This window comes from Catenulispora pinistramenti, assembly GCF_018274385.1.
Taxonomy (GTDB): Bacteria; Actinomycetota; Actinomycetes; order Streptomycetales; family Catenulisporaceae; genus Catenulispora; species Catenulispora pinistramenti.
The window spans coordinates 1-25,402 of sequence record NZ_JAAFYZ010000159.1 but is presented as its reverse complement, the minus strand read 5'-3'; the positions used below and the strand labels follow the sequence as shown (position 1 = coordinate 25,402).

Annotated in this window: 18 protein-coding genes and 1 pseudogene; 12 read left to right on the top strand and 7 right to left on the bottom strand. The window is 70.4% G+C overall.

Annotation, left to right across the window (positions count from 1 at the left end; all coding sequences use genetic code 11):
- Nucleotides 1-281: 281 nt before the first annotated feature.
- From KGQ19_RS33955 to KGQ19_RS33940, 4 genes and pseudogenes are all read right to left on the bottom strand, one after another.
- Complete coding sequence (locus KGQ19_RS33955) at nt 282-1,721, bottom strand: RICIN domain-containing protein (protein WP_212016934.1); 1,440 nt, start codon at nt 1,719-1,721, stop codon at nt 282-284.
- A 226-nt stretch (nt 1,722-1,947) separates the two neighbouring features.
- A complete protein-coding gene (locus tag KGQ19_RS33950; protein WP_212016932.1) occupies nt 1,948-2,934 on the bottom strand; it encodes a LacI family DNA-binding transcriptional regulator in 987 nt (328 codons plus the stop codon).
- 8 nt (nt 2,935-2,942) lie between these two features.
- Nucleotides 2,943-3,539: pseudogene (locus KGQ19_RS33945) on the bottom strand (gfo/Idh/MocA family oxidoreductase); the annotation flags it as partial.
- 1,556 nt (nt 3,540-5,095) lie between these two features.
- Nucleotides 5,096-5,281, bottom strand: coding sequence for a hypothetical protein (locus KGQ19_RS33940; RefSeq protein WP_212016928.1), 186 nt, complete (start codon nt 5,279-5,281; stop codon nt 5,096-5,098).
- Between the two features lie 539 nt (nt 5,282-5,820).
- Between KGQ19_RS33940 and KGQ19_RS53505 the strand changes: the two genes are divergently transcribed.
- Both KGQ19_RS53505 and KGQ19_RS33930 read left to right on the top strand, forming a co-directional pair.
- On the top strand, nt 5,821-9,909 hold the full coding sequence (locus KGQ19_RS53505; protein ID WP_438801892.1) for a Kelch repeat-containing protein: 4,089 nt from the start codon (nt 5,821-5,823) through the stop codon (nt 9,907-9,909).
- Nucleotides 9,910-10,038: 129 nt separating this feature from the next.
- The gene (locus tag KGQ19_RS33930; protein WP_212016923.1) at nt 10,039-10,959 is read left to right on the top strand and encodes a YobF C-terminal domain-containing protein; all 921 of its coding nucleotides are present in this window, start codon (nt 10,039-10,041) and stop codon (nt 10,957-10,959) included.
- 44 nt (nt 10,960-11,003) lie between these two features.
- Here the strand turns inward: KGQ19_RS33930 and KGQ19_RS33925 are convergent, their stop codons facing one another.
- Nucleotides 11,004-11,543, bottom strand: coding sequence for a helix-turn-helix domain-containing protein (locus tag KGQ19_RS33925; protein ID WP_368862199.1), 540 nt, complete (start codon nt 11,541-11,543; stop codon nt 11,004-11,006).
- 186 nt (nt 11,544-11,729) lie between these two features.
- On the opposite strand from KGQ19_RS33925, the gene KGQ19_RS33920 reads away from it, so the two are divergent.
- Both KGQ19_RS33920 and KGQ19_RS33915 read left to right on the top strand, forming a co-directional pair.
- On the top strand, nt 11,730-12,563 hold the full coding sequence (locus KGQ19_RS33920) for an AzlC family ABC transporter permease (RefSeq protein WP_212016918.1): 834 nt from the start codon (nt 11,730-11,732) through the stop codon (nt 12,561-12,563).
- Nucleotides 12,560-12,871: an AzlD domain-containing protein gene (locus KGQ19_RS33915; protein ID WP_212016916.1), complete on the top strand. Its 312-nt coding sequence runs from the start codon at nt 12,560-12,562 to the stop codon at nt 12,869-12,871. Before KGQ19_RS33920 ends, KGQ19_RS33915 begins: the two co-directional genes overlap by 4 nt.
- 146 nt (nt 12,872-13,017) lie before the next feature.
- Here KGQ19_RS33915 and KGQ19_RS33910 read toward each other — a convergent pair whose 3' ends face one another.
- The gene (locus KGQ19_RS33910; protein WP_212016914.1) at nt 13,018-13,560 is read right to left on the bottom strand and encodes a ricin-type beta-trefoil lectin domain protein; all 543 of its coding nucleotides are present in this window, start codon (nt 13,558-13,560) and stop codon (nt 13,018-13,020) included.
- Between the two features lie 278 nt (nt 13,561-13,838).
- On the opposite strand from KGQ19_RS33910, the gene KGQ19_RS33905 reads away from it, so the two are divergent.
- Nucleotides 13,839-15,284 carry a hypothetical protein gene (locus tag KGQ19_RS33905; protein ID WP_212016912.1) on the top strand — a complete coding sequence of 482 codons (1,446 nt, stop codon included), beginning with the start codon at nt 13,839-13,841 and terminating at the stop codon, nt 15,282-15,284.
- Nucleotides 15,285-15,312: 28 nt separating this feature from the next.
- On the opposite strand, the gene KGQ19_RS33900 is transcribed toward KGQ19_RS33905, so the two are convergent.
- Nucleotides 15,313-16,302 (bottom strand): zinc-binding dehydrogenase, encoded by a 990-nt coding sequence (locus tag KGQ19_RS33900; RefSeq protein WP_212016936.1) that lies wholly within the window; start codon nt 16,300-16,302, stop codon nt 15,313-15,315.
- A 209-nt stretch (nt 16,303-16,511) separates the two neighbouring features.
- Here KGQ19_RS33900 and KGQ19_RS51340 point away from each other — a divergent pair, with 209 nt between their 5' ends.
- From KGQ19_RS51340 to KGQ19_RS33865, 7 genes are all read left to right on the top strand, one after another.
- On the top strand, nt 16,512-19,910 hold the full coding sequence (locus tag KGQ19_RS51340; protein ID WP_212016910.1) for a tetratricopeptide repeat protein: 3,399 nt from the start codon (nt 16,512-16,514) through the stop codon (nt 19,908-19,910).
- Between the two features lie 192 nt (nt 19,911-20,102).
- The gene (locus tag KGQ19_RS33890) at nt 20,103-20,297 is read left to right on the top strand and encodes a hypothetical protein (RefSeq protein WP_212016908.1); all 195 of its coding nucleotides are present in this window, start codon (nt 20,103-20,105) and stop codon (nt 20,295-20,297) included.
- Nucleotides 20,298-20,460: 163 nt separating this feature from the next.
- Nucleotides 20,461-20,628 (top strand): hypothetical protein, encoded by a 168-nt coding sequence (locus KGQ19_RS33885; protein WP_212016906.1) that lies wholly within the window; start codon nt 20,461-20,463, stop codon nt 20,626-20,628.
- 51 nt (nt 20,629-20,679) lie between these two features.
- On the top strand, nt 20,680-22,713 hold the full coding sequence (locus tag KGQ19_RS33880) for an AfsR/SARP family transcriptional regulator (RefSeq protein ID WP_212016904.1): 2,034 nt from the start codon (nt 20,680-20,682) through the stop codon (nt 22,711-22,713).
- A 113-nt stretch (nt 22,714-22,826) separates the two neighbouring features.
- Nucleotides 22,827-23,228: a hypothetical protein gene (locus tag KGQ19_RS33875; RefSeq protein ID WP_212016902.1), complete on the top strand. Its 402-nt coding sequence runs from the start codon at nt 22,827-22,829 to the stop codon at nt 23,226-23,228.
- Nucleotides 23,229-23,466: 238 nt separating this feature from the next.
- Entirely contained in the window at nt 23,467-24,504 is a 1,038-nt protein-coding gene (locus tag KGQ19_RS33870) for a helix-turn-helix domain-containing protein (protein ID WP_212016900.1), read from the top strand.
- A gap of 320 nt (nt 24,505-24,824) precedes the next feature.
- Nucleotides 24,825-25,402: helix-turn-helix domain-containing protein (locus tag KGQ19_RS33865; RefSeq protein WP_212016898.1), on the top strand; the 578-nt coding region annotated here is incomplete at its 3' end.

The following is a 25,402-nucleotide window of genomic DNA, read 5'->3' as shown; positions in this document are numbered from 1 at the left end:
CGTGGGGGGCGGGGCGGACCGCCACTTCGACATAGGGCATGCCGACGATGTCCACGACCAGGTTCTTGCCCGCGAACACCTGCCGGATCTGCGCCAGGATGTCCGGGCTCGTGATGGCGATCCGCAGGCGCTCGTCGCCGTTCGGCGCGCGGTGCGCGGCGACTGTCATGGGTTCAGCCTGGCTTATCAGCCTTCAAGCATTCTTCACGGATCCTTCACGGCCGCTGTTCGGCCTGATCGCAGCCCCTTTTCGGGACCTTTGACGCTCCGTGGCCGCCGGCTCAGGGCGTGAACAACGCGAACCACTGGTTCTGGTCCCCGGTGTTGCACGGGAGCGCGGTGAGCCACTTCCCCGAGCCCTGGCCCGCCAGGCAGGTCCCGGTGTGCTTGTTCTTCAGCACGCCGTACGTATCGTGGCCGGGGACGTTGGCCAGGTTCCACTCCTGGTAGTCGCCCACCATCTTCGACTGGAGCCCGGGCACCCCGCCCCAGTCATCGGAGATGATCACGTTGGCGGTGTTGTTCGGGTCTATCTCCAGGACCTTCGTGCCGGCGCTGTCCGGCTTGCCGGTGGACTGGAAGACCAGATCGGCGGTGGGCTGGTCGTCATAGAGCCAGACCGACCAGCTCTGGGCGTCGTTGTGCAGGGTCTGCCACAGTTCCACCTGCTGGCCGCTGGTGAAGTTGTCCTGGTACAGGTCGACCGATTGATTGGTCGCGTAGTTGAGGATGTTGTCCGCCTTGATCTGCCCCAGCGCCGACGGCTTGGGGGACGCCGGCGGCGGGGCGACCGGCTTGGACGTGGACGCCGGCGGCGGGGCGGCCTGGGACGAGGACGGCTGCGGCGGCGGCGCGGCCGACGTCGGCTTCGGCGGCGTCGGCGTCGGGGTCGGAGTGCTGGACGGGGCCGCGGGCGTCGGCTGGATGATGACCACCTGCGGCCCGGTCGCGGCGGCCGGCTGCGGCGAGGCCTGGGTGCTGCTGGCGAACGACGGATGGATGCCGAACCACAACCCCAGCACCGCCACCGCACCGGCCGCCACGAACATCAGCAGGCGCTGAAGCCAACGCGGCAGCAGCGCCGACTGCATATAAGTGCCCTGCAACGACACCGGCTGCCCGAGTCCCGAAGGCGAGACCGTGATCGTGTACTGATGCCGGGCTTTGGCGCCGAACCACAGCAGCCGCCCCGGCCGCACGCTGAACTTGCTGAACTGCGCGCGTCCCGGTTGCAGCCGCAGAGCCGGGGTGCGGATGTCCACTTGCAGGTTGGAGTTGTTGGACGTCGTGGCGACCGAAGCGCTCGCGGCGGTGTTGCTGAAGTTGTCGACGGCCAGCCGGACCCGGCCGCGATGCCAGCCGCGGGTGGTGACCGGCAACAGGTCGGCGCGGATGTCGGCGAACTCCGCGACCCGCAGCACACCCTCGATCGCGAACGTGTTCTCCCGGTCCTCGCGCGGCGTGACCTTCACCGCGTAGGACTGCGGCCCGGCCTGGGCGTCGGGGCTGCGGGGCGGGGAGAAGGTCAGCCGAGCGGTGCCGGTGGTGCCCGGGTACAGCCGCAGCGTCTGCGGCTCGACGACCGCCCACTTCCCCGGATCACCGGTGGTCTGGAGGTGGTACTCCTCGACGATGTCACCGGTGTTGCGCACGGTGAGCTCCACCGTGGCCTCGGCCCCCGGTTCGACATCCGCCGTCACCGGGTTCAGGTCGACCCACACGATCCGTTGCTCCCTGCCTTGCCAGCCCCGCCCGCGTGAACACATGAATAGTCGAACGGGCCTATCCGATCCACCCTACGGTTCGATAAAGGCACGAAGGCCCCGGCGTTGAGGTACAGCCGAGCCGAGGTGCTGACGACCCCGGCGGGCCGCGGCCTCACAACCGCTTGTCCAGCCAGTCGAACATCCGCCGCTCAGTCAGCTTGCGGCCGAGCCTCGCCGTCGACTACACATCCCCTGATACCGAACCCGGGCGCCCGGTCGACTCGCGCACCACCAGGCTCGTCGGCAAAGGGGAGTGGCGGATCGCGCCGTCCGGGTCCTCAATCCGGTGCAGCAGCAGATCGACGCCGCGCGCCCCCATCAGGTCCAGCGGGACGTGCAGCACGGTCAGCGCCGGATAGATCGTGCGGGCCATGAACGTGTCGTCGACCGACACCAGGCTGAAGTCACCGGGCACCGACCGGCCCTGCCGGGCCAGTCCGCAGGCCACGCCGTGCGCCACCATCTCGTTGTGCGCGATGACCGCCGTCGCTCCGCTGGTCGGCACCAGATCGGCGGCCGCCACGCCGTTGTCGAAGGTGAGGTCGAACGGGCCGAGCTGTTCGACCAGATCCACCCCGAACTCCGCGCACGCGTCGTGCACGGGCTGCCGGCAGGCCGGGTCGCGGGCGGTCAGCGTGCCGTCGACATAAACAATCCGGGAGTGTCCCAGGGCGGCCAGGTGCCTGATCACCTGCCGCATGCCGGTCGCGGGTTCGGCGTAGACACTGTCCGCCCCCGGGGCCTCGGCGCCGATCAGCGCCACCGGGCCGGACCGCGCCAGCTCGCCGACCATGGCGTCGGTCATCCGGGGGCCGGCCAACAGCAGCCCGTCGGTCTGCCGGCCCACGGCCCGCGCCAGCGCGAAGCCGTCCTCCGGCTCGTCGCCGGTGTCGGCCAGCACCAGGGTGTGGCCCTTGGCCCGGGCCCGGTGTTGCACCACCTTGATGATCTCCGCGTAGTACGGGTTCACCACGTTCGGCACCAGCAGCCCCAAGGTCCCGGTCCGGCCCTGGGCCAGCGCGCTCGCCGCCGGGTTCGGCGTGAACTCCAGGCGCCGGGCGGCCTCCAGCACCCGGTCACGGGTGTCGGCCCGAACCGTGTCCGGCAGGCTGAAGACCCGCGAGACAGTGGACTGCGACACCCCCGCCGCGCGGGCCACGTCCGTCATGGTCGCCCTCACGCGATGCCGACCAGCTCTTCGACGTCCACGGCCGCCCCGTCCGCGAAGGATTCGTTGGCGGCCAGGCCGACGCCCAGCGCCCGCGCGCCGTCCACCGCTGTGGCGAGAGGCACGCCATCGCCACTGCTGCTGCCGCCATCGCTGCCGCTATCGCCACGGCCTTCGCCGTCGAACAGCGCTCGCAGCATCCGGATATCGCCGCCGCCATGCCCGCTGTGGTCGAAGTCCGGGATCGGCACCTCATAAGGCGGCTTCCACAGCGGCCGCACGAGGATCCGCGCGCCGCCAGCGTTCTCCTGCGCGGTGTCGCCGTGCACGGCGCCCTTGGCAGACGTGAGCTTGGTACGCGGCTCCTGCCACGCACTCTCCTCGACCTCCAACTCCAGCCGCCCCCCGGTACCGTTGAACATCACGCGATAGCCCTCCCACGGCGAGTACGCGGTGAGGTGGTACGACACGCTGGCGCCCGTGGAGTAGCGCACCAGGACCGCCATGTCATCCTCGATGGTGATGCCGTCGCCGAAGACGTTCCGGTCGCGCAGGTAGCTGTCCTCCTTCTCAGCGCCCAGATACAAAGCCCGCAGCGTCTCGTTCTCGCTGCGCATGCCTGCATGCGTATGCAGGGTGGTCAATGGGTGTGGTGGGGTTTGCGGGCCGGGTTGCTGTTGGCCTGTGGGCTTAAAATGCATTTTACGGCCTTCGGTCATGGTTGTGCCGGTTCGGGGTTCGGGTCGACGGGTGTGTTTGTCGGCTGCCGGTTCGCGCGTTCACAACCCCGCCCCACCTCAGGCCTCTTCAACTCCAGCAAGTCAGAGCAAGGGCACAGACAAGATCAACAGCCACAGGTCAGATCAAGAGCCACAAGCAAGGTCAAGGGCTGTGATGAAGGGCCGGGCCTCCGGCGGGCCTCGGCAACCTCAGGGAAACTTGCGCGGTTCCCTAGGGTGGCTGGGTGAGTCTCAGCGGCTGCGGTTTGTGGGGTGGTGCGGTCCGTTCCCCTCGGTCGCGTCGTCAGCCCGATGGGTACAGCACCGGTGTCCGGGGGTAAAGTCCGCGCGGCTGCGGTCATGCGTGTGAGCTGCGGTTTGTGATAGCGCGAACTTGACCCCCGGCCACCGGCACTGTAGGCGAAGCCCTGCCGACGCGACCGAGGGGAACGAACCGAAAACCAGCCGGAGAAATACAAAACGGGGGTGCGGGTACCGGCAGCTCGGCGAATACGGCCGCTGGTCAGGGTGCTGGCAGCGCGGCAGTCCCGAAGGTGCGCATTCTGGGCTGGCGGGCGCGGGCTCGCCTGGCCGCCGAGATCGCCGCCGCCGGATGACAGACATACCTGGCCACCAAGATGGCTGCCGCCAGATGACAGATTGGTGTGGCCACCAAGGCATGCCGCGCCTACCGCACCCGGGCAGGTTCTCGACCAACTGGCCACCGGCCCGCCGCCAGAGCCTCACCAGCAGCTGCATCGCCGACCTGCGTTGTCGTTCCCTGTGATTGCTATTCTTCCGGCTGGTTTTCGGTTCGTTCCCCTCGGTCGCGTCGGCAGGGCTTCGCCTACAGTGCCGGTGGCCGGGGGTCAAGTTCGCGCTGTGCGAAACCGCAGCTCACACACTCAACCGCCGCGCGCGGACTTTACCCCCGGACACCGGTGCTGTACCCCCCGGGCTGACGACGCGACCGAGGGGAACGGACCGCACCACCTCACAAACCGCAGCCGCTGAGACTCACCCAGCCACCCGATGGACTGGCGCTAGTTTCCCTGAGGTTGCCGAGGCCCGCCGGAGGCCCGGCCCTTCACCACAGCCCTTGACCTTGACCTTGACCTTGACCTTCAGCTTTTGATCTTGCCTGTGCTGTTGATCTTGCTCTTGATCTGGCCTGTGCCGTTGATCTTGCCCTTGCTCTGACTTGCCGGAGTTGAAGAGGCCTGAGGTGCGGCGGGGTTGTGAACGCGGAAACCGGCAGCCGACACACAGACTCGCCGCCCCGAACCCCGAACCGGCACAACCATGACCGAAGGCCGTAAAATGCATTTAAAATCCACAGACCAACCGCACCCCGGCCCGCAAACTCCAGCAAAGTCCAAGCCAGTATCGACTTGAATCTCGCGGTGAGCAGTCCAACACCAACACCACCCCTGCATGCGCATTCAACGGCCCTCGCGGCGCCGCAAAGAGAGCAGCAGCGCAGGAACCAGCGTTAGCGCGGTCGCAGCCAGCGCCCACCAGAACGTGTCCGCGAAGGCGCGTGCCGACGCGCCGACGTGGTGCGACGCGTTGCTCTGCAGAATCGCCGCGAGTACGGCGGCCCCGACCGATGCGCCGATCGTCTGCACGGTGACGATGCCGAGATCGATCGGCTGGTCACCGGTGGCGTGCGCATCTTCCTGCGTGCCTATGCGCGGCGCTCGGCGTAGGGAGTAGCAAGGGCGAGTAGTGCTCTGAGCCGGGCACTCAGGCGGGAGCGGTTGCCCCACCCGGTATCCCTGCCGTCGGCAAGACTGCGGGCTGGCGTCGGGATTGGGGCCGGGACTGCGGTCGGAACTGAGGCCGGGACTGGCTTATATGCGGGCATGGCTCTCCCTGGGCGAGGGCGGTAGGAGCAACGGTTGGCAGAGCTGTGGCGTCTGTTGACGAGCCTCGCAGGGGCATCTGGAAGAGCCATAACATCGCCATAACAGGGGGTCGTCGGCCTCACCCCGACTCCCGCACTCCCGATTTGTTGCCCCCCGCACCTTGCGGCATCAGGGCATTGGGATGCATCTTTCCCCTATGCCCGTCGCGATTGGGCAATCGGCAGCCGCGGATCGCGCGGGATCATCGGCGCTTCGGCGAGAACCCGGCCAGGTTCCAGCAGGGGAGATGCATGTTCCGCATGGTTCGATCAGGGCGCCGGGTGGGGCGGGGGCTCGCGTTCGTGGCGGCGTTGTCCACCGCTGCGCTCGGGGCGGCGGTACCGACTGCGGCCGCCGGGCCGGTTGGGCAGGCGCCCGCTCCGGCTCCGCAAGCCGCCGGGGATTCCGCCGCCGCCGGCTCGCCCACCTACCAGTCCGTCTGCGGCGTACCGAAGCCCGGCACGTTCTCCTGCTTCGCACTGCGCCGCACCGACGTGCACCAACCCGCGCACCAGAACGCCGCCGCCGCCCCGCCCGTGGGCTACGGTCCGGCCGATCTGCGCAGCGCGTACTCGCTCCCGTCGGACGGCGGGGCGGGGCAGACGGTCGCCATCGTCGACGCCTACGACGACCCCACCGCCGAAGCCGACCTGGCCACCTACCGCCAGCAGTACGGCCTGTCGGCCTGTACCAGCGCCAGCGGCTGCTTCAGCAAGGTGAACCAGACCGGCGGGACCCAGTACCCGACACCGAACGGCAGCTGGGCCGGGGAGATGTCCCTCGACCTCGACATGGTCTCGGCCATCGCGCCCCGGGCGCACATCCTGCTGGTGGAGGCCGACGATGCGGGCAGCGCCAACCTGGCCGCGTCCGTGGACGAGGCAGTGGCGCTGGGCGCCAAGTTCGTGTCGAACTCCTACGGCGCCGACTACACCGCGACCCCCGGTTCCGGCGAGGACCCGTCCGATCCGACCACGCTGGACCCGTCCTACGACCACCCCGGCGTAGCCGTCATAGCCTCCGCCGGAGACTCCGGCTACGGCGTGGCCTACCCCGCGGCCTCGTCCTACGTCACCTCCGTCGGCGGCACCCACCTGACGCGTGCCCCGGGCACTGCACGCGGCTGGGCCGAGACGGCTTGGGCCGGCACCGGATCCGGCTGCTCGCTCTACGAACCCAAGCCCGCCTTCCAACACGACGCCGGATGCGCGAAGCGGACAGTCGCCGACGTCTCCGCCGTCGCGGACCCGAGCACCGGCGTGGCCGTCTTCGACGGCGGCGTCTGGGGTGTCTTCGGCGGGACCAGTGTGGCCTCCCCGATCATCGCCGGTGTGTACGCCGACGCGGGCACCCCGGCCGCGAGCACCGACCCCAACTCCTACCCATATGCCGCGGGCACCGGCCTCAACGACGTCACCGCCGGCACCAACGGCGGCTGCACCGTCGCCGACCAGTGCAACGCCACCCCCGGCTACGACGGCCCGACCGGCCTGGGCACCCCCGACGGCCTCCAAGCCTTCCGCACCGGCCCGCACGGCACGCTGCGCGGCACCGTCACCGATCGCCAAGCCGACAGCCAAGCCGGCAGCCAAGCCGACAGCCAAGCCGGCAGCCAAGCCGACAGCCAAGCCGGCAGCCAAGCCGACAGCCAAGCCGGCAGCCAAGCCGACAGCCAAAACGACCGCCAAGCCGACAGCCAAGCCGACAGCCAAAACGACCGCCACACCGGCCGCCCCGTCGTCGGCGCCGAGGTAAGCGACGGCACCGACGTGACCCACACCGACGCCCAGGGCCGCTACACCCTCGCCCTGCCCGCCGGACCCCATGACATCACCATCGCCGAGTATGGATACACCACCGCCACCGCCACCGCGACCGTGACCATCGGCGCGGGAACCACCTCGACCAAGAACGCCGACCTGAAACCGGTACCCAGCGCGACGGTCTCCGGCACGGTGACCGACGGCTCCGGCCAGGGCTGGCCGCTCTACGCGCAGGTCAGCGTCAACGGCGACCCCAACCCGGTGTGGACCGACCCGCGCACCGGCCGCTACACCCTGACCCTGCCGCAGAACGCTGACTACACTCTCACCGTCGCCCCCGCCTCGCCCGGCTACGACGCAGTCACCAAGACAGTGCACGTAGCTCAGGCCTCGCAGTCGATCGATGTCGCTGCGACCGCCGACCCCTGGCAGGCCACCGCACCCGGCTACCAGCTCACTCTGACCGGACCCACCGAGACGTTCGACTCCACCACATCCGCGCCCGCGGGCTGGACCGTCGTCAACGCCTCCGGCACCACCGCCGGCTGGCAGTTCAACGACCCCGCCGCCCGGGGCAACGAGACCGGCGGCAGCGGCGGATTCGCCGTCGCGGACGCCGACAACAACTTCTCGGCCGATATCAACACGTCGCTGGTGTCCCCGGCCTACGACTTCAGCGCCGATACCCGGCCGGAAGTCGGCTTCGACACCATGTGGTGGGACAACCCCTACTACCAGCAGATCGACGTGCAGGCCAGCGACGACGGCGGCGCCACCTGGAGCACCGTGTGGACCCCGGACTCCGAGATCGCCGCCGGGGACTACATCGTCACCGACACCCACCTCGACGTCCCGCTCGCCGCCTACGCCGGCAAGCCGTCGGTGCGGCTGCGCTTCCAGGACACCGCGCCCCGCGACGGCCAGTACTGGGGGATCGACGACGTCTTCGTCGGCCAGCGCGACTTCACCCCGATCCCCGGCGGCGTGGTCGTCGGCACGGCGCGCGACGCCAACACCGGTCAAGGAGCCGTCGACGCGACCGTCACCGACCAGGACGATCCCTCGGTGCACGCGCAGACCGTCGCCAACCCGAACGACCCCTACCTCCCGAGCGGGTTCTTCTCACTGTTCGTTCCGGGGCCGGGACGGCACGTGCTGACCGCCGCCAAGGTCGACTATGTCAGTACACCGCGACCGGTGGACGTACGAGCGCACGCCGCCGTCGCCGCCGACTATCGGCTCCGAGCCGGGCAGTTGCAGGTCCGCCCCGGCCCGATCACCGCATCGGTGGGATCCGGCGGCCACATAAGCAAAACCCTGACGGTCACCAACATCGGCAGCGCGCCGGCCACGCTCCTGCTCGGGCAGCAAGCCGATGCGGCCTCCGCCGCCGCACTGAACGCGGCGCCGGGCGCGCCGTTCCAGCTCGTCCCAGGCACCTACCCGACGGGCGCCATCACCGGAACGCGCCAGGCCGGTAATCCCGAAGCCACCCGCTCCGCGACGCCCCCGCCCGACAGCTGGCAGAACGCGCAGCCGCTCCCGGGGGCCGTGATGGACGACGTGGCGGACGCCTACGACGGCAAGGTCTACGCAGGGTTCGGAGACGCCGGTCTGTCCTTCGGCGACACCACGAGCGGCAACCTCTACGTCCTCGACCCGACAGCCAACACCTGGACCCAACTCGCCTCGGCCACCGACGGTCGGCAGGCGCCCGGGCACGGCATCATCGGCGGCAAGCTCTACGTCGCAGGCGGCTGGACCGCCACCGGGCCCGTCGATCCGAAGCTGGAGATATACGACATCGCCGGCAACACCTGGACCACCGGCGCCCCGGAGCCCACCGCGTATGCCGGAGCCGGCAGCGCGACCCTGGGCGGCAAGCTCTACCTCGTCGGCGGATGTGCCGCCACAACCTGCGGAACCACCGACGTCTCCGTCTACGACCCGGCCACCAACACTTGGAGCCACACCGCTCCCTACCCCGAACCGATCGCCTGGACCTCCTGCGCCGCCGTCAACGGCAAGCTCTACTGCGCCGGGGGCACCAACGGCAGCGGCGCGAACATCCAGCACGCCTATGCCTACTACCCCGCCACCAACACCTGGTCCGCGCTGCCCGACATGCCGATCCCGTTGTGGGGCGCGGCGTATGCCGGCGCCAACGGCATGCTGGTCATCTCCAGCGGTGTCACCACCGGCAACAGCCTGACCAACCAGAGCGAAGTCTTCAGCCCGGCCACCGGCACCTGGAGCGCGCTGCCCAACGCCAACAACGCCACCTATCGCGGTGCCGGTGCCCTGGGCTTCTACAAGCTCGGCGGCTCCGCTTCCGGCATCCAGCCGACCACGGACGTCGAACACCTCGCGGGCTACGCCGTGGACCCGGGGGTGAGCGTCCCCTGGCTGGCTGAGAACACCACGCGGCTGACGCTGCAACCGCATCAGCGGATGACTGTCACGGTCACCATGGACGCGGATGAAGCGAAGATCGCCCAACCCGGTACCTACACAGCCGATCTCGTCTTCGGCAGCAGCACTCCGTATCCGATCCCATCCGTCACGGTGACTCTGACAGTGTCCTGAGCAGCCTGTGTCCTGAGCAGTCTGTGTCTTGAGCGGCCTGTGTCTTGAGGGGCCTGTGTCTTGAGGGGCCTGCTGGTTGAGGAGCCTGCTGGTTGACCCCGCCCTTGGGGCGGGGTCTTCACTGGGGCGATGACCTACTACACCGGTTCCGGGCCGTACTGCTACGCGAACTCCCTGGCGATGGTGCTCGGGGACGACGCCCCGCCGCCGCGAGTCATCGAGGTGCTGACCGGGTCGCCGTTCGGCTTCGAGTTGATCGGGGGCACCCTGCCGCTGTTCGACCCCTACAGCTGGGATCCGGATACGGGCCTGGACGCCGCGATCGCGTTGCTCGGCTTCGGCTGCGAGCGGTCGGCGGGCGGGACGCCGGAGGAAGCGGAGGCGCGGCTGCGGGCGGCGGCCGGGCGGGGACCGGTGTTGGTCGGTCCGGTCGACATGGGGCTGTTGCTGCATCAGCCTGGCACCCCCAACGCCGACGGCGCCGACCACTTCGTCACCGTCCTTCAGGTGGACGACGACGGCACCGTGCTCTTCCACGATCCGCAGGCCCACCCCTATGCCACGCTGCCGATCGCGGACTTCCTCGCAGCCTGGGAGGCCAAGGCCGTCGCATACATCGACACCCCTTACGTGATGCGCGCCGACTTCGTCCGCGAGCGGGCCGTGACGATCGAGGACGCGCTGCGCCGGTCGCTCCCGGACGCCCGGCGTTGGCTGGCCGGCCGCCAGGACCGGCCGGTACCGCCGGGGACGCTGGGCGGCGCGGCCGGGGTGGAAGCGCTGGCCGCGATGGTGGAGCGCGGGCTGGACGAGCGCACCCGCGGATTCCTCGCCTGGTTCGCGATCCAGGTCGGTGCCCGCCGACTCGACGACGCCGCCCGCTGCTTGGAGACGCTGGGGTTGGCCGAGGCAGCGGCGATCGCGGCGGGGCAGGCGCGTGCCGTCGGCGGTCTCCAACACCCGCTGGTCAGGCGCGAGGACCGCGTGCTGGCGGCCCGGCTGCGCCGCCTCGCGCCGAGCTATGAGCGGTTGCGTGTCGCGCTGGCATGATCGTGTCCGTGTCCATGAACCACGGCGACGTGACCTTCCGCCGGTCAGCTGTATTCGAGCACGAACAAGACAGCGGTATCCGGTTCCAGGGCTTCGAAGATGTGCGGGACGTCGCCCGGGTAAGTCATGTAGTCCCCTCGATCCAAGCGCACGGCCTCGCCGATCGGCCCGATCGTCGCCGCGCCGGCGGAGATGACCACGTGCTCGACCGAGCCGGGCAGGTGCGGGTCGGAGTTGCGGGCCGTGCCCGGCTGCGCCTCGACCCAGTACAGGTCGCGGCGGGTGGCCTGCGGGACCGAGGACAGCAGGGTCGCGGCGTAGCTGGAGTGCTCTGAGTACGTGACCGGTCCCTGGCCCGCGCGCAGGATCCGGATCTGGGGCCGCGGCGGGTCGACCAGGCGGCCGAACGGCACTCCGAGGGCGGTGGCCAGCGCCCACAGCGTCTCCACGCTCGGGTTGCCAGCGCCCGCCTCGAGCTGGGAGAGGGTGGATTTGGCGATCCGGGCGCGCTTGGCCAGCTCGGTCATCGACAGTCCGGCCCGTTCCCGTTCGCGGCGGATCGAGGCGGCCAGCAGGCCGATCATCTGGGACGGCGCCGGGGGGCCGTCCGGGACTTCCGGGCCGGCAGGGCCTCCCGGGCCGGCAGGGCCTTCGGGGCCTCCCGAGCCTTCCGGGCCGCCCGGGGACGGTGCCGCGTTCCGCATTGTTCGCTCCAGCGGTTGTTCTGTTCGGGTTGACGAACGCCTGATGGTCTGTTCATTCTAGTGGACATGAGTTCGTTGTGCCGAACGTTGGGTCGGACACTGGGTCGGCCGACCCTGGCCGACATCGCGCTGGTCTGCGCCGCCGACGCCGTGGTCGGCGCGACTTTCGGCGCCGTCGCGGTGGCCGGCGGCCTGCCCGCGTGGCTGCCGATCGCGATGTCGGTGCTGGTCTTCGCCGGCGGCGCGCAGATCGCGGCGGTCGGCGTACTGGTGGCCGGGGGCGGCGTGGTCGCGGCCGTGGCTACGGGCCTGGCGCTCAACACCCGGCTGCTGCCCTACAGCCTGGCCGTCAGCGACGTGCTGGACACCGGCCGCTGGTGGACGCGGCTCCTCGGCGCGCACCTGGTAGTAGACGAGTCGGTGGCGTTCGCCCTGCGGCAGGACGATGCGCGGCGGCGGCGCGCGGCGTACTGGCTGACCGGGGTGTCGCTGTTCGTCTGCTGGAACGCCGCGGTCGTGCTCGGCGCCCTGGTCGCCGGGACGCTCGGGAACCCGGACACGTTCGGTTTGGACGCGGTGTTCCCGGCGGTGATGGTCGCGTTGATCCTGCCGGGGCTGTCGGGGGACCGCAGGCTGCGCACAGCCGCGGTGCTCGGTGCGCTGCTGGCCGTCGCGGCGACGCCGGTGCTGCCGGCCGGGCTTCCGCTGCTGCTGGCACCGGTCGCGCTGGTCGTGGTGCTACGAAAGGGATCGGGCGATTCTGCCGTGCTGAGCGATCCTTTCGTGCCGAGCGATTCTGTCGTGCTGAGCGATGCTGTCGCGCCGAGCGATGCCGCCCCAATCCATCCCGCACCCGGCTCCGCCGACCCCGACCCCGACCCCGAACCGGCGGACCGATGAACAGCGCGACCGTCCTGGCGCTGCTGGCCGCAGGCACCTACGCCCTACGCCTGGCAGGCCCGATCTTCCACCGCCGCCTCCAGCTCTCCGAGCGCACGACCCGCCTACTCGGCGCCCTGGCCACCGTCCTCCTCGCGGCGCTCGCCGCCACCGCCGCACTGACCCAGGGCCACCACCTCGCGGACTGGGAACGGCCAGCCGGCGTACTGGTCGGCGTCACCCTTGCCGCGCGCCGGATGCCACTCCCGGTCGTCGTCATCGGGACGGCGGCGACCACCGCGCTGCTGCGCCTGCTCTTCGTGCCCTGACAAGCGCGTACACCACGGGCCGGAGTGCAATACCTGTTCCCACTCCGCGCCCACTGCCTCTCCAAACAAGGCATCCCGCTCGGCGAAATGCAGTGCGGTGGCTGCCCTTTAGCCGGACCGGCAGCACCGCACCTCCCGCAGCGACCTCAGCCAGTAGGCAGCCCGGCAGCGTGCCAAAGCTGGTTCTGACCGTTGTTGCATCCCCAGATCTGCAGCGCGGTCCCCGACCCGCCGAACGCGGTGTCATCCAGGCAGGTGCCGGACTTCACGTTGACCCACGTGCCGGCGTACTCCAGGGTCCACTGCTGGTCGGCGGCGCCGGTGCAGGTGGACAGGACGACGGGGGTGCCGTCGGCGGTGGCGCCGGCTTGGGCGTCGAGGCACTTGCCGAAGACGGTGACGGTGGTGTTGGCCCCGAACTGGGGGTTGGTGAGGGTCCACTGCTGGTTGCCGCCGTTGTTGCAGTCGTAGATCTGGACCGGGGTGCCGTTCGCGGTGCCGGAGGCGGTGTCGTCCAGGCACAGACCGTGTATGCCGTAGACGAGGCCGGTGATGGGGGCGACGTCGGTGGCGGCGTAGCCGGCCCCCGTGCTCGCGACCAGGGCGCCGACGGACAGGGCCGCGGCGGCGGCGAAGCGTGCGCGGCGGCTGGGGGTGTGAGACGCGAACCGAATGCGGGTACTGATCATCGGTACGACTCCTTTGGAGTTGATGTTGCGGCAGGCAACATACGGTGCGCTCAGGAATACGGACCCTGGCTCAGGGTTGTCAACGGCGGCCGAACGCGGGTGCCGTTTCTCATCTTGTGACTGGCATGCCACAAGCCGTCCCGATGCGACTGGCTTTGCTTTTACAGCTCGGGGGTTGCAGTGCGGCCCGGGGTCAAGGCTCTGCGAAATTGAGGATCGGGTCGGTCCGCCCTGCCGATAGTCTGTCCCGGACTTTGGCGTTCCACGGGGGGTACCGCATGAAGAACGTGATCAAAGCTGCCATGCCCACGGCGGCTGCCGGCCTCATGCTCCTGTCCCTCACCGCATGCGGCGGCTCCACCGCCGGCGCCATCTCCAAGGTGACCACCGCCGCATCCGGCAAAGGTGCCTCGACAACGGCGTCAGCGCAGGCATCAGGATCGGCGTCGGCATCGGCATCAGGGCCCGGATCCGCCGGGGTGACCACCGCACCCCAACAACTCGTCCCCGCGGCCTTCGACAACACCAAAGGCTGGTCGATCACCCCGCCGACCGACGGCACCTCGCTGGACGACCCGGTCATCGCCCCGGACACCAACCTGCTCCTGCTGCGTTCCAGCACCGTCAACGACACCAGCGCGAGCATCATCGCCCGCGACGCCAAGACCGGCGCGATCCGCTGGAGCGGCCAGCCGGCCGCCCAGGCCGCCTCCGATGGTTCTTCCAGCACTGATATCAACGTCCTGGTCACCCACAAGGCCGGCAAGGAGTACGCGGTCCTGGTCAGCACCGGCTTCCTCGGCGGCGATGCCGTCACCAAGGCCAGCGAGGTGACCCAGCTCGAAGTCTTCGACGCCGCGTCGTCCGGCGCCCAGGTGGCCCCGCTGCGGGTGATCACGGTGCCCGGCCTCGCCGACGGCTACAGCGCGCTCCGGGACGGCGGAACGGTCCTGGTCCAGCTCGGCACGGGCGGCGCCGTGGTGGACGTGACGACCGGTCAGGTCACCGCCTACGGCGACCAGGACGCGGTCCTGAAGCCGCCCGCACCCTGCGAGCTGGCGATCGGCGACTGTAGCGAGAACGCGAAGATCATCGGCCAGACCCCGGCCGGACCGCTGGTCCAGGGCTACGCCGCCTTCTGGACGAAGGCCTGGATCAGCGACGGCTTCATACCGCAGGGCACGAAGACGCAGTTCAGCAACGAGACCGTCCAGGCCGACGGGACGCCCGGCGGCCAGGTGCTGGCCCGCTGGCCGCAGCCGACCGACGCCACCACCGACGTCGTCTGGGCCCTGCACGACGGCCAGACCGGCCGCGTCCTCGCCACGGTGCCCTGCGCCGCGAAGACGACCAGTGCCAGCCAGACCGGCAGCGCCGGCAACGACGGCGTCACCCTCTCGCCGGACGGCCACTACCTGATCGCCGGCGACGGCATCGTGGTGTTCGACCTCCAGGGGAACAAGGGCTACTGCTTCGCGGCGAACGCCACCCGCAACGAGGTCGACGTGACCGCCGTCGACACCGACGGGACCGCCTACGGAACCGTCCACGGCACCGCCACCGGCACAACGGACGTCACGCCGGCCAGCGTCAAGCCGGACTCCGGCCAGGCGACCGCGCTGCCGGCCGGGACGCTCGTGCCCGCCCTGATCGGCGCCGGGGTCGGGGTCTTCGGCACCTCAACGGCCGGAGGCGGGTCCATCCTCGTCTACCCTCATCACTGACGGGGTCACGGAGTCAGGGGGCACGGGGTCACGGTGTGAGGACGATGCGCCCGAACACCGTGCCGTCGTCCATCTGCCGATGCGCGTCAGCAGCCTGATCAAGATTCAGCACACTGTGAACGACGGGATGCAGACCCCCGCTCGCTGCCGCGTCGAACTGCGCGGCCCGCACGATATCGCGCTCCCCGACGGGAACCGTGTCGAGGCTGAACGCCGCGAACGAGAGCGACTTCCGGAACGAGCGCATGAGCGCCATCCCGAAGTCCGGCGACGGCATGCCGCCCACGACGCCCACGACGACCATGCGGCCGTTCGGCGCGAGCCGATCGATGAAGGTCGGGATGGCTTCCCCGCCGACGATGTCGATGATCACATCGAAGGCGTCCGACTCGCCATGAGAGCCGTTACCGCTATGAGAACCGTCATCGGGCTGCCCGGTCCGATCGAGGACGACCGTCGCGCCCAATTCCCGCAGTCGCCGCCCCCGCTGCGCGGAAGACGTGGTGACCGCGACAACCTTCGCGCCGCCCTGCGAGGCCAGTTCCACCGCCGCGATGCCGATGCTGCCCGCCGCACCGCGTATGAGCACTGATTCACCGGCGGCGAAATGCGCGTGGCTCAGCGCGAAGTGTGCGACCGGACCCGAGCTGCCAAGAGTCACGGCGTCGATCGAAGACAGGCCCTCCGGCAGGACGGTGAGGTGTTCAACGCCCGTCGTGGCCAACTCGACGTAGCCCCCGGTCGTCCCGGTGAAGGCCCACACCCGCCGCCCGATCCACGACGCGTCGACGCCGTCCCCGACCGCGGTGACGGTGCCGGCCACCTCGTTACCCGGAATCAGCCCCGGCTCGAACCCGAAGCTGCCGAGCGCTCCGCGCCGGATCACCGCGTCGACCCCGCCGACCCCGATCGCCTCGGTCCTGACCAGAACCCGGCCGGCGTCCGGCACCGGATCCGCGACGTCCCGCACCACCATCCCGGACGGGTCACCGAACCGCTCGACCACGACTGCGCGCATCGTCATCTCCATCTCATCAGCCTCTGAGCAGGTACGATGCGACAGTAACGGACGCAGGCGTCCACTTAGCCGAAGTGAGAACGATCAGCACGCAAGTGCCTCAGAAGCTTTGAACGTGCCCCCGGGCCGTTGGCGTTTTTGCCGTCATCACGGCGATTCACTTGTGGCAGCGTCGTTTCCTCCCGCAGTGTGGAACGGACGCGATACCAATGCCTGAATTGCCGCTCTATCAATGGTGTGACCAGCTGGTCCGCGCGAGTGTGGAACAGGACCTCGCCGCCCTCGGCGAAGCGGCGATGATGCTCTCCGAGAATGCCGGCCGCATATCGGGACCGGAAGCGGAATCGGCCCTCGCGGCGATCGCGGTCGTCACGGCGACCACGGTGCCGGAGCCCGCGCTGTGGGCGGCCTCGGCCGGCGTGGAACTGATCCGGCACGGCGCGCCGCCCGATCAACTCCTCGCGCCGCTGTTCGGCTCCCTGAAGCGGATGCTGGGCATGGCCGCCGACTTCCTGGAGACCTGGGAGTACTGCGTCGCGCTCGAAATGCCCGGCCTCGAAACCATGGGCATCATCGACATGCCGCCGGACCCCGACGCGCCCGACGCCATCGGCACGCCTCCGGACCCCGCGCTCATCACCGGCCTCCAGGCCGGGCTGACGTCCGAGATGTCCGACGTGATCCCGAAGATGGTCTACTGGGTCGAGGAGATAGTCCAGAACTGGTGGTACCTCGGCCGATGGGTGCAGACCGCCACCGCGCTCCTGGAACTCCTTCCGCGACCCGAACCGCAGGCCTCGCAGAGCCCGCAGGCCCCGCAGAGCCCGCAGGCCTCGCAGTCGTCGCGCGCCGCGCAGATCCCCTACTACGACGAGATCGTCGAAGCCGTGGTCAGCCTGACGATGTCGGACGCCATCGCGGACCTGCCGTACCGCTGCGACGCCCTGCACGATCTCGCGGCGGCCCTATCCGCCTCCCCGGTGGACTTCTGGACCACGACGGTCCTGTACGCGCATCTCGAACAAGACGGCCGGCTGTTGGCCGTGGCCACCCAACGCGCGGTCGCCGCGGCCGAAGGCCGTCCGCCCCGCGATCTCGAGACCGCGCTGGAGCCGCTGGCCGAGGTCATCGCCTCGGCGCCGCCGATCATCGGCCGCTGGGTCGCGCTGACCGGCGGCGCGTTCGTGGAGTCGGGCGCCCCGCCGGACTGCCTGGTGGGTCCGGTGTTCACGGCCTTGCGGCAGGTCATGGAACTGGCCCTGGAGTTCGCGGCCTGCTGGCAGGAAACCCGTGCCGAAGCGCTGCCCGACCCCGAAGGCGTCGGCCGGCCACAACCCGGGACCGAAGCCGAACATCGGCTCATGGTCGCCACGGCCGAGAAGCTGGCTCCCCGATCGGGTGACCGCGCCTTCGAGGTGACGATGGGTTGGTGGGCGCTGTGCACGTGGACGCTGTCCGCGAACGCGTTGCTGAGCCACTCGCCGCGCATCCGTACCCTGATACCCGATCCCGACCGCCTGACGGCACTGCTCGATGAGCTGCTCCCGATCACCGGCGCGCTGGCCGGTCTGCGACACCGACTGCGGCACCTGGCCGATCACCTGTCCGATGCGCCGGACATCGGTCGGGCCGACACCCCCGGGCCGGGCGACTCAGGCCACGAACACTACGACCGTTACGAAGGTCACGAACACTACGAACACTACGAACACCACGAACAACACGCGCGCCGCCAACACCATGACCCTGATGTCCGCCACGACCGCCACGACCGCCACGACCGTTACGACCACCACGACCCCCGCCTAGACGCCGCCGCCGAACTGACCACCGCCGCGCTCCTCGCCGACACCGGCGACCTCGCCACCGCCGCCGCTCACATCGGCACCGCCCTGGCCTACGCCCCCGACTTCCCCGCCGCCTACGAAGCGCTCTTCAAACTGGCCGCCCGCGCCGGCGGCACCGCCGTCGACCTCTTCCCCCTCGGCGGCAACCACCTCGCCTACACCATCGGCCGCGCGCACCTGCTCGGCGCGGGCGACGACCCGGACGCCGGCCTGGACCTGCTGCTGGCCGTCGTCGCCTACGACCCCGAGCGGCCGTGGTCGGCGGTGCCGTGGGTCGCCGACCCCGAGGTGCCGCGCCGGATGGATCCGGACCGGATCGCCGACACCTATCTGAAGCTCCTGCCGAGTCTGCCGAGCCCGCCGGAAAGCATGTCAGCGAACTGTCAACGTGCCCTGATGCCGCTGCTGGACCTGGGCCGCAACGCCGTCGCCAGCCATCCCGGGCACGGTCTCCTGCACGGCGCGGTGGCCAGCCTGGCCCGCCGCTTCGGCGCCTGGGACGAGGCGATCGCGCTGGCCACCCGCGGTGAGCAGCTCGACCCGAGTTGGCTGACGACGATGTGCGCCGCCTCGGCCTACTCCACCGCCGGCCGGGTGGACGAGGCGCTGGCCGCCTACCAGCGGATGCTGCGCTTCGATCCGGAGAACACGGCCGTGCTCACCGACATCGCCGAACTCCTGGCCGACGCCGGCCGCTTCGATGAGGCCCTGGACTGGATCGCCCGGGCGCTGGCCATCGCGCCCCGGGACCCGGCGGCGTTCCCGACCGCGTGTGCGCTGCGTTTCGCCGACGACCGGGACGTCGCCCACCTGGTCGCCCTCGCCGACTTCCTCCAGGACCGGCCCGACGCCGAGCACGGTCACCGGATGCTGGCCGCGGGCTGCGCCGGCCACCCCTGGCTGGCCCACGTCCCCGCGGGCCTCGACGGCGCCGCGGCCTTCCTGGACACCCCCGGCGCGGTCGCCGGATTCCGGGCCGGGATCGCCGACGACCCCGACCCGTGGATCGAGCTGGACACGATCGAACTCCCCAGCGCGATGGCCGTGCTGGGCCGGGTCCTGCCCGACGTGTCGGTCCGGATCGGCACCGTCCCCGAGCCCGATCCGCGCAGCCCGCGGTGCCCGACGGACACCGCGGTGTGGTCCTACGAGGGCACCACCGCGCGCCCCGCGGTCCCGGCCCCGTCCCCGGACGGCGCGCGGGCCATCGCGGACCTGGCCACGCTGGCGATGGGCGGATGGCCGTCCCCGACCGCCCTGCACGCCACCTCGGCACACCTGGCCGGGCTGCCGATCGGCGATCTGCTCGGCGCGCTCGTCCATCCGCCGGAGCCCCCGACCACGACCCCTGATCCGGACGCGCCGCCGGCCCAGACCCGGTGGGTCCGCGCCGTCCAGACGATCGCCTGCGTCGGGATCCTGCACCACCGCGCGAACCAGGTGTGGATGCTCTCCACGCGCCGCCGGATCCTCATCGACCTCGCGTTCGGGGTGGAGGACTGGATCACCGAGGTCGCGTTGTTCGGGCTGGTCGTCGCGGCGTGGGTGGAGCCCGAGGCGCGCGCCGACGTGGCCGGGCTGCTGGCCGCCAGGCTGGCGGACGTCGTCGAGATCGGCACCCGCCGCCGGGTCCCCATCGCCCTCGCGGTCGCCGGCCTGGCCCTGTCCGTTCCGGATTTGCCCGCTGCCGCCACCGAACAGGCCCAGGCCGTCATCGCCCGGGCGTATGCCGAGTACGAAGCGGATGAACTGAGCAAATAGCGCTAAGTCCGCATACGCTCCCTTCATCGCTGGGTGCTGTTGCTGCATGCAGCTTCTGACATGCGGCTTTCCCTTCCAGCCGATACCTGCTCGCAGCAAGCTGAAGCACGACGGGAGATGGCAGGGGGTTGCGAAACCCGGTGTCGCCTCGTCGCCCGTCTTCTGGCACGTCTCTCTATCTGAGGAGGCACTATGAATCGGCTCCGGGGAGCTCTCGCGGGCGTCGTCGCCGCGGTCGCGCTGGTATTGGCTTGCTCCGGACTCGCGTCGGTCCAGGGTGCGTCGGCGTCCCCTTCGCCCACGGCCGGGCACGTGGTCCTGGCCGACGGCAACGGGAACGGTGGCGGCAGCATCCTCGACACCGGCTGGGGTGGGGGTGGCAGCTGAGCCGGTGGCGGCGCCCCGGTCGGCGCCCCGGTCGGCGCATCGGTCGCAGTCCCGGTCAGAGCCCCGGTCAGAGCCCTGGTCGGCTGGGCGATCCGTGCCCCGGTCGGCTGGGCGGCCCGGTGCGGTCCGCCCGGCCCCCGCGCCGAAATGCCCGTCCCGGGGCATGGCCCGCTGGGCCGTGCCGATCGGACTGGCCGCGCTCGCCGCCAGCGCCGTGCTCGGCGGCCTGGTGGCCATCCGGCTGGCCGCGGCCCGCGACCGGACCCACCACCGCCGGGCCCGCGAGGTCCTGGACGAGAGGTCCGAGGAGCCCGGCTATCCCTGGCCCTGACCGCCCCGCCGGCGAGCCCCGCGCCGTCGGTATCCGAAGGGAATGACCCTCATGGTTTCGCCCGTGGCCGTCTTCCGGATCCTGGGGGATCTGGCCGTCGAGATCGGCGGCCACGAGGCGGATCCCGGCCCGCACAAACAGCGCCTGGTCCTGGCCATGCTGTTGTGCCGGGCCAACTGCGTGGTCTCCACCGACCTGCTCACCGACGCGGTGTGGGGCGATGATCCGCCCCGCACCGCGCACAAGAACCTGCACGTCTACGTCTCCAGTCTGCGCCAGCTGCTGCGCCCGGCGGGCGGTCCGGACCGGATCGTCCACCGCTCCGGCGGATACGTGATGCGCGTGGAGACCGAGGAACTGGACTCGCTCCGGTTCCGGGAGTTCGTGCGCGCGGCCCGGATGAGCTCGGCACTGGCCGGTGACCACCACGGCTCGATGGTCCCCGGCGCGTCCGAGCACGCCGCCCGGTTGCTGGGCGAGGCCCTGGATCTGTGGCGCGGCCCGATGCTCGCCGACCTCGCGGACTCCCCGGCGATCCGGGTCGAGGCCGACGCCTGGGCGCTGCGCCGGGTGACCGCTTGCGAGGACTGGGCCGAGGCCGCCGTCGACGTCGGCCGCGCCGCCGCGGTCGCGGAGCGGGTCGCCGAACTGGTCGGTGCGCATCCGCTGCGCGAACGACTGCGGGCGGTGCAGATGACCGCGCTGCACCGGTCCGGCCGCCGTACCGAGGCGTTGGCCAGCTATGACGAATACCGCCGGCTGCTCGCCGCCGAACTCGGCCTGGACGTCGGACCGGTGGTCCAGAACCTGTATCGCTCGCTGGTGGCGGAGGGCGCGGGGGAGTCCGATCCGGCGGTGAGAAGCGGTACTGGAATCAGCATCGGGTCTGGGTCTGGGTCCGGGGCTGGGGCCGGGGCCGGTCATGACACCGTTCCGAAGCCGCGACGGCAGACCTGGCCGCAGACTTCACCGCAGAACTGGCCGCAAACCTGGCCGCAGGCGCCGCCGATGGTCGGCGGTCCCGCGGGCGGCGGTGGCATGCCGCACGCGTCGGCCGGCCGGCCCCGACTGCTGTTGCCCCCTGAACTGCACGACTTCACCGGCCGGGCCCAACACGCCGCCGAGTTGGTCGAGGCCGTCGGCGTCCGGCGCTGCTCGGTGTACTTGTGCGGCCCGCTCGGAGTCGGTAAGACCGCCCTGGCCGTGCGGACCGCGCACCGGCTGGCGTCCGATTTCCCGGACGGCTGCCTGCTGATCCGGATGCGCCGCTCCGACGGCTCGGCCCGCCCGGTCACCTCATTGCTCGCGGACCTGTGCCGGGTCACCGGCACCGCGATCCCTCAGGTCGACGACGAAGACGACGCGATCGCGTTGTGGCAGGCCGAGATCCTCGGTCGCAGCTTGCTCCTGGTCCTGGACGACGTCGCCGACGCCTCCGGTCTGCCACCGTTGCTGCCGGGGCCGGGCGGCAGCGTCGCGATCGTCACCACCCGCCGCGAGCTGCCCGGTATCGGCTCGCTGCACCGCATGGAGCTCGGGGCGTTCTCCCCGGCCGAGGCGCTCGACCTGCTCGCGCGGCACATCACCGGGCCGCGCGTGGCGAACGAGCGCGGCGCGGCCGAGCGGATCGTCACCGCGGTCGGGCTGCTGCCGCTGACCGTCCGGCTGGTCGGCGGCAAGCTCGCTGCGCTGCGTCATCTGTTGCTGTCCGCCTACGCGGCCCGGCTGGAACACAGCGGATCGCTGCTCGACGAACTCGCCGTCGGAGGGGAGACCACCGTCCGGCCGTTGCTCGGCGCGTGGTGGCAGGACCTGGTGCCGCAGGCGCGCGCCGGGCTGCGGGCCCTGAGCCGGCTGCCCGGCCCGGTGTTCACCCTCGCCGAGGCGTCCGATGTGCTCGGCCTCTCGCTGGACGAGGCCGGTCGCGCGTTGGAGTCGCTGATCGAGCAGCGGGAGCTGGACAGTCCGCTGGCGGAGGTCACGGCGCATGCCGTGCTCTACGAGCTGCCGCTGCTCTCACGTCTCTACGCCCGGGAACAGGACCAGCCGGCCGTCGCGTCCGCGGCGGAGGTCCCGTCCGGCTGACGAAACGCGATCGGGAACGGACTCAACCCCTGTATGGCGCCGGACGTCTCATGGATAACCGTCGGGTTTCCGACTGCCACCAGGGCACGACAGGTTGAAGGAGTACGTTCACGATGAGCAAGGTCAATGGAGGAGTCCGCGCCGCGGTGATCGCGGGCGGTTGCGTGGTGCTGGGCGTGTTCGCCGCAGCGGGCCCGGCGATGGCGAAGTCTGACATGTCGCTGACGGCCCACTCGGGCAAGGTGCGGGTCGGCCAGACGGCGCGGCTCTCGGCCGTCGCCGGGGACGACGGGGCGCAGTACCAGCGGCTGTGCGTCGAGCGGCAGAACGGCCGCAGCTGGCAGGTGCTGCGCTGTGTCAACGGGGGCCAGGACGGGGTTTCGCTCACGGTGCCGGTGAAGATCACGCACAAGGGCCGGACCAACTTCCGTGCGCAGCTGTTCAGCACCGATGCCCGACACGGCCATGCCAAGCTCGACCGTACTTCCTCGGTCGTGGCCGTGACTGGTCGCTGACGGCGGTCAGGCGGGATCGGTAGCCCGGGATCGGTAGCCCGGTCGGCAACGCGGGATCAGCAACGCAGGGTCGGCGCACGAGCCAATCAAGGGACTTGGGACTTTCCGATCTATTCCCAAACCTCAACATCATCGTGTACTGATCTCGACTTTCCGTCTACTCCTGGCAGAATCCTTAGTTGATGGGCGGTCCTCGTGGCCGATGCCGCGAAATGACCGCAGCTTCCGCGGAGGCGACATGGCCGACGGTGAACTCGCCCCGGCGGCGTTCCCGCAGATCGGTGAGGGCGAGATGGCCCTCTACCGGCTGTTCCTTCGCAGGGGGCGGTTCACCCTGGATGAGGCGGTACGGGAGCTCGGGCTCACCGACGAGGACGCCACGCGCTCCGTCGAGGTCCTGATCGACCTGCACCTGCTGCGCACCGAACCCGAAGAGGCCGGGGCCGACACCCCTCCGACATACCTGCCGGTCCCGCCCTCGATCGCCGCCGCCTACCGGGTCGCACCGGTCGAGGCGGACCTGCGCCGCCAACTCGCCGAGGCCGAACGCGCCCGAGCCCAGCTGCTGATCCTCGAAGAGGTCTACTCGGCAGGCCGCCCGCACGCCGGAGCCCACCGACTGGACGAGATCCTGGACCTGGCCACCGTGCTGGACCTGATCGAACGCTTAGCGGTGGGCTGCCGCACCGAGGTGATGACCGTCCAACCCGGCGGCCCGCGCGAACCGGACCAACTGGAACAGGCCATCACCCGCGACCTGGCGATGATCAGCCGCGGCGTCCGCATGCGCACCCTGTATCAGCACACAGCCAGGCTGCACCAGCCGACCCAGGAGTACGTCGCCCGCATCACCGCGGCCGGCGCCGAAGTCCGCACCCGCACCGACCTGTCCGGCCGCATGCTGGTCTTCGACCGCGAGGTGGCCATCCTCCCGCACCGCCTCAGCCTGGACGGCGCCATCGTCGTCCGCGAGCCGTCAATGGTCTTCTACTTCTGCGGCCTGTTCGACCAATCCTGGTCCTTCGCCGACACCTTCGTCCCCCTACGCCAATGGGACAACGAACTCGACGACGTGAAACAAGCCGTGGTCCGCCTCCTCGCCGAGGGCATGAAGGACGAGATGATCGCCCGCCGCCTCGGCATGTCCCTGCGCACCTGCCGCAAACACATCGCCGAGCTACTGGACGGCCTCGGCGCCTCCAGCCGCTTCCAGGCTGGGTACTTGGCTCGGGCGCGGCCTGATTTGGCTGGGCCGCAGGCGCAGTCGGTGGGGTAGTGGTTGGGGCGCCTTTTTTGGGGTGCTGGCACGAGTGCTGGCGCTGGCGCGAGTGCTGGCGTGGGCGTGGGCGTGGGCGTGGGTGCGAGTGCGAGTGCGAGTGCGAGTGCGAGTGCGAGTGCGAGTGCGAGTGCGAGTGTGGTGGGTGGTGGGTGACGGATCTTCCTTCGGGCTTGCAGTTCGTGTTTTGGTTAAAGGCGATTTTTAGGCGCCTCTGACTTATGTGTGGGTTGTCTGGGTGGGGTTGCGCGCGTGCACGCCGTGTCCGATCTAGGGTTTTGGACTGCCTAAGGTTCAAAACGGCTGATCTGGAGCACGGCGTGCAAAACAGGATTGTATGGGCCCGGCTTCTCGGGCTGAAGGACGCTGTGGTCGAGGACGTCGTGTTGGATGCCGACGGCCAGATCGTGGCCCATGTGCGACCGGTGGCCCGCCAGGCGCTGCGCTGTAGCCGGTGTCTGCGCCGCTGCCGACGCTACGACCGCGGATCGGGACGGCGCCGCTGGCGACACCTGGACGCTGGCACCCTGATGGTCCATCTGGAGGCTGACGCCCCACGGGTGTCCTGCCCGACCTGCGGCGTGGTGACCTGCCACACCCCGTGGGCCCGAGCTGGGGCCGGGCACACCCTGGACTTCGACCACCAGGTGGCCTGGCTGGCCACGAACACCTCCAAGACCGCCACCGCGACGCTGATAAGGATCGCCTGGCGCACCGTGGGGGCGATCGTCACCCGGGTGTGGGCCGACATCGACGCCTGCACCGACCGGTTCGCGAACGTGCGCCGGATCGGCATCGACGAGATCTCCTACAAGAAGGGCCACCGCTACCTGACCGTCGTCGTCGACCACGACACCGGCCGGCTGCTGTGGGCCGCCGTCGGCCAGGACGCCGAGAC

Coding starts and splice junctions, on each gene's coding strand:
- KGQ19_RS33920 (WP_212016918.1), top strand. CDS start 11,730: ATGAGTTCGTTGTGCCGAACGTTGGGTCGGACACTGGGTCGGCCGACC.
- KGQ19_RS33930 (WP_212016923.1), top strand. CDS start 10,039: ATGACCTACTACACCGGTTCCGGGCCGTACTGCTACGCGAACTCCCTG.
- KGQ19_RS33925 (WP_368862199.1), bottom strand. CDS start 11,543: ATGATCGGCCTGCTGGCCGCCTCGATCCGCCGCGAACGGGAACGGGCC.
- KGQ19_RS33885 (WP_212016906.1), top strand. CDS start 20,461: ATGGCCCGCTGGGCCGTGCCGATCGGACTGGCCGCGCTCGCCGCCAGC.
- KGQ19_RS33870 (WP_212016900.1), top strand. CDS start 23,467: ATGGCCGACGGTGAACTCGCCCCGGCGGCGTTCCCGCAGATCGGTGAG.
- KGQ19_RS33890 (WP_212016908.1), top strand. CDS start 20,103: ATGAATCGGCTCCGGGGAGCTCTCGCGGGCGTCGTCGCCGCGGTCGCG.
- KGQ19_RS33880 (WP_212016904.1), top strand. CDS start 20,680: ATGGTTTCGCCCGTGGCCGTCTTCCGGATCCTGGGGGATCTGGCCGTC.
- KGQ19_RS51340 (WP_212016910.1), top strand. CDS start 16,512: ATGCCTGAATTGCCGCTCTATCAATGGTGTGACCAGCTGGTCCGCGCG.
- KGQ19_RS33950 (WP_212016932.1), bottom strand. CDS start 2,934: ATGACGGACGTGGCCCGCGCGGCGGGGGTGTCGCAGTCCACTGTCTCG.
- KGQ19_RS33910 (WP_212016914.1), bottom strand. CDS start 13,560: ATGATCAGTACCCGCATTCGGTTCGCGTCTCACACCCCCAGCCGCCGC.
- KGQ19_RS33900 (WP_212016936.1), bottom strand. CDS start 16,302: ATGCGCGCAGTCGTGGTCGAGCGGTTCGGTGACCCGTCCGGGATGGTG.
- KGQ19_RS53505 (WP_438801892.1), top strand. CDS start 5,821: ATGGTTCGATCAGGGCGCCGGGTGGGGCGGGGGCTCGCGTTCGTGGCG.
- KGQ19_RS33905 (WP_212016912.1), top strand. CDS start 13,839: ATGAAGAACGTGATCAAAGCTGCCATGCCCACGGCGGCTGCCGGCCTC.
- KGQ19_RS33875 (WP_212016902.1), top strand. CDS start 22,827: ATGAGCAAGGTCAATGGAGGAGTCCGCGCCGCGGTGATCGCGGGCGGT.
- KGQ19_RS33915 (WP_212016916.1), top strand. CDS start 12,560: ATGAACAGCGCGACCGTCCTGGCGCTGCTGGCCGCAGGCACCTACGCC.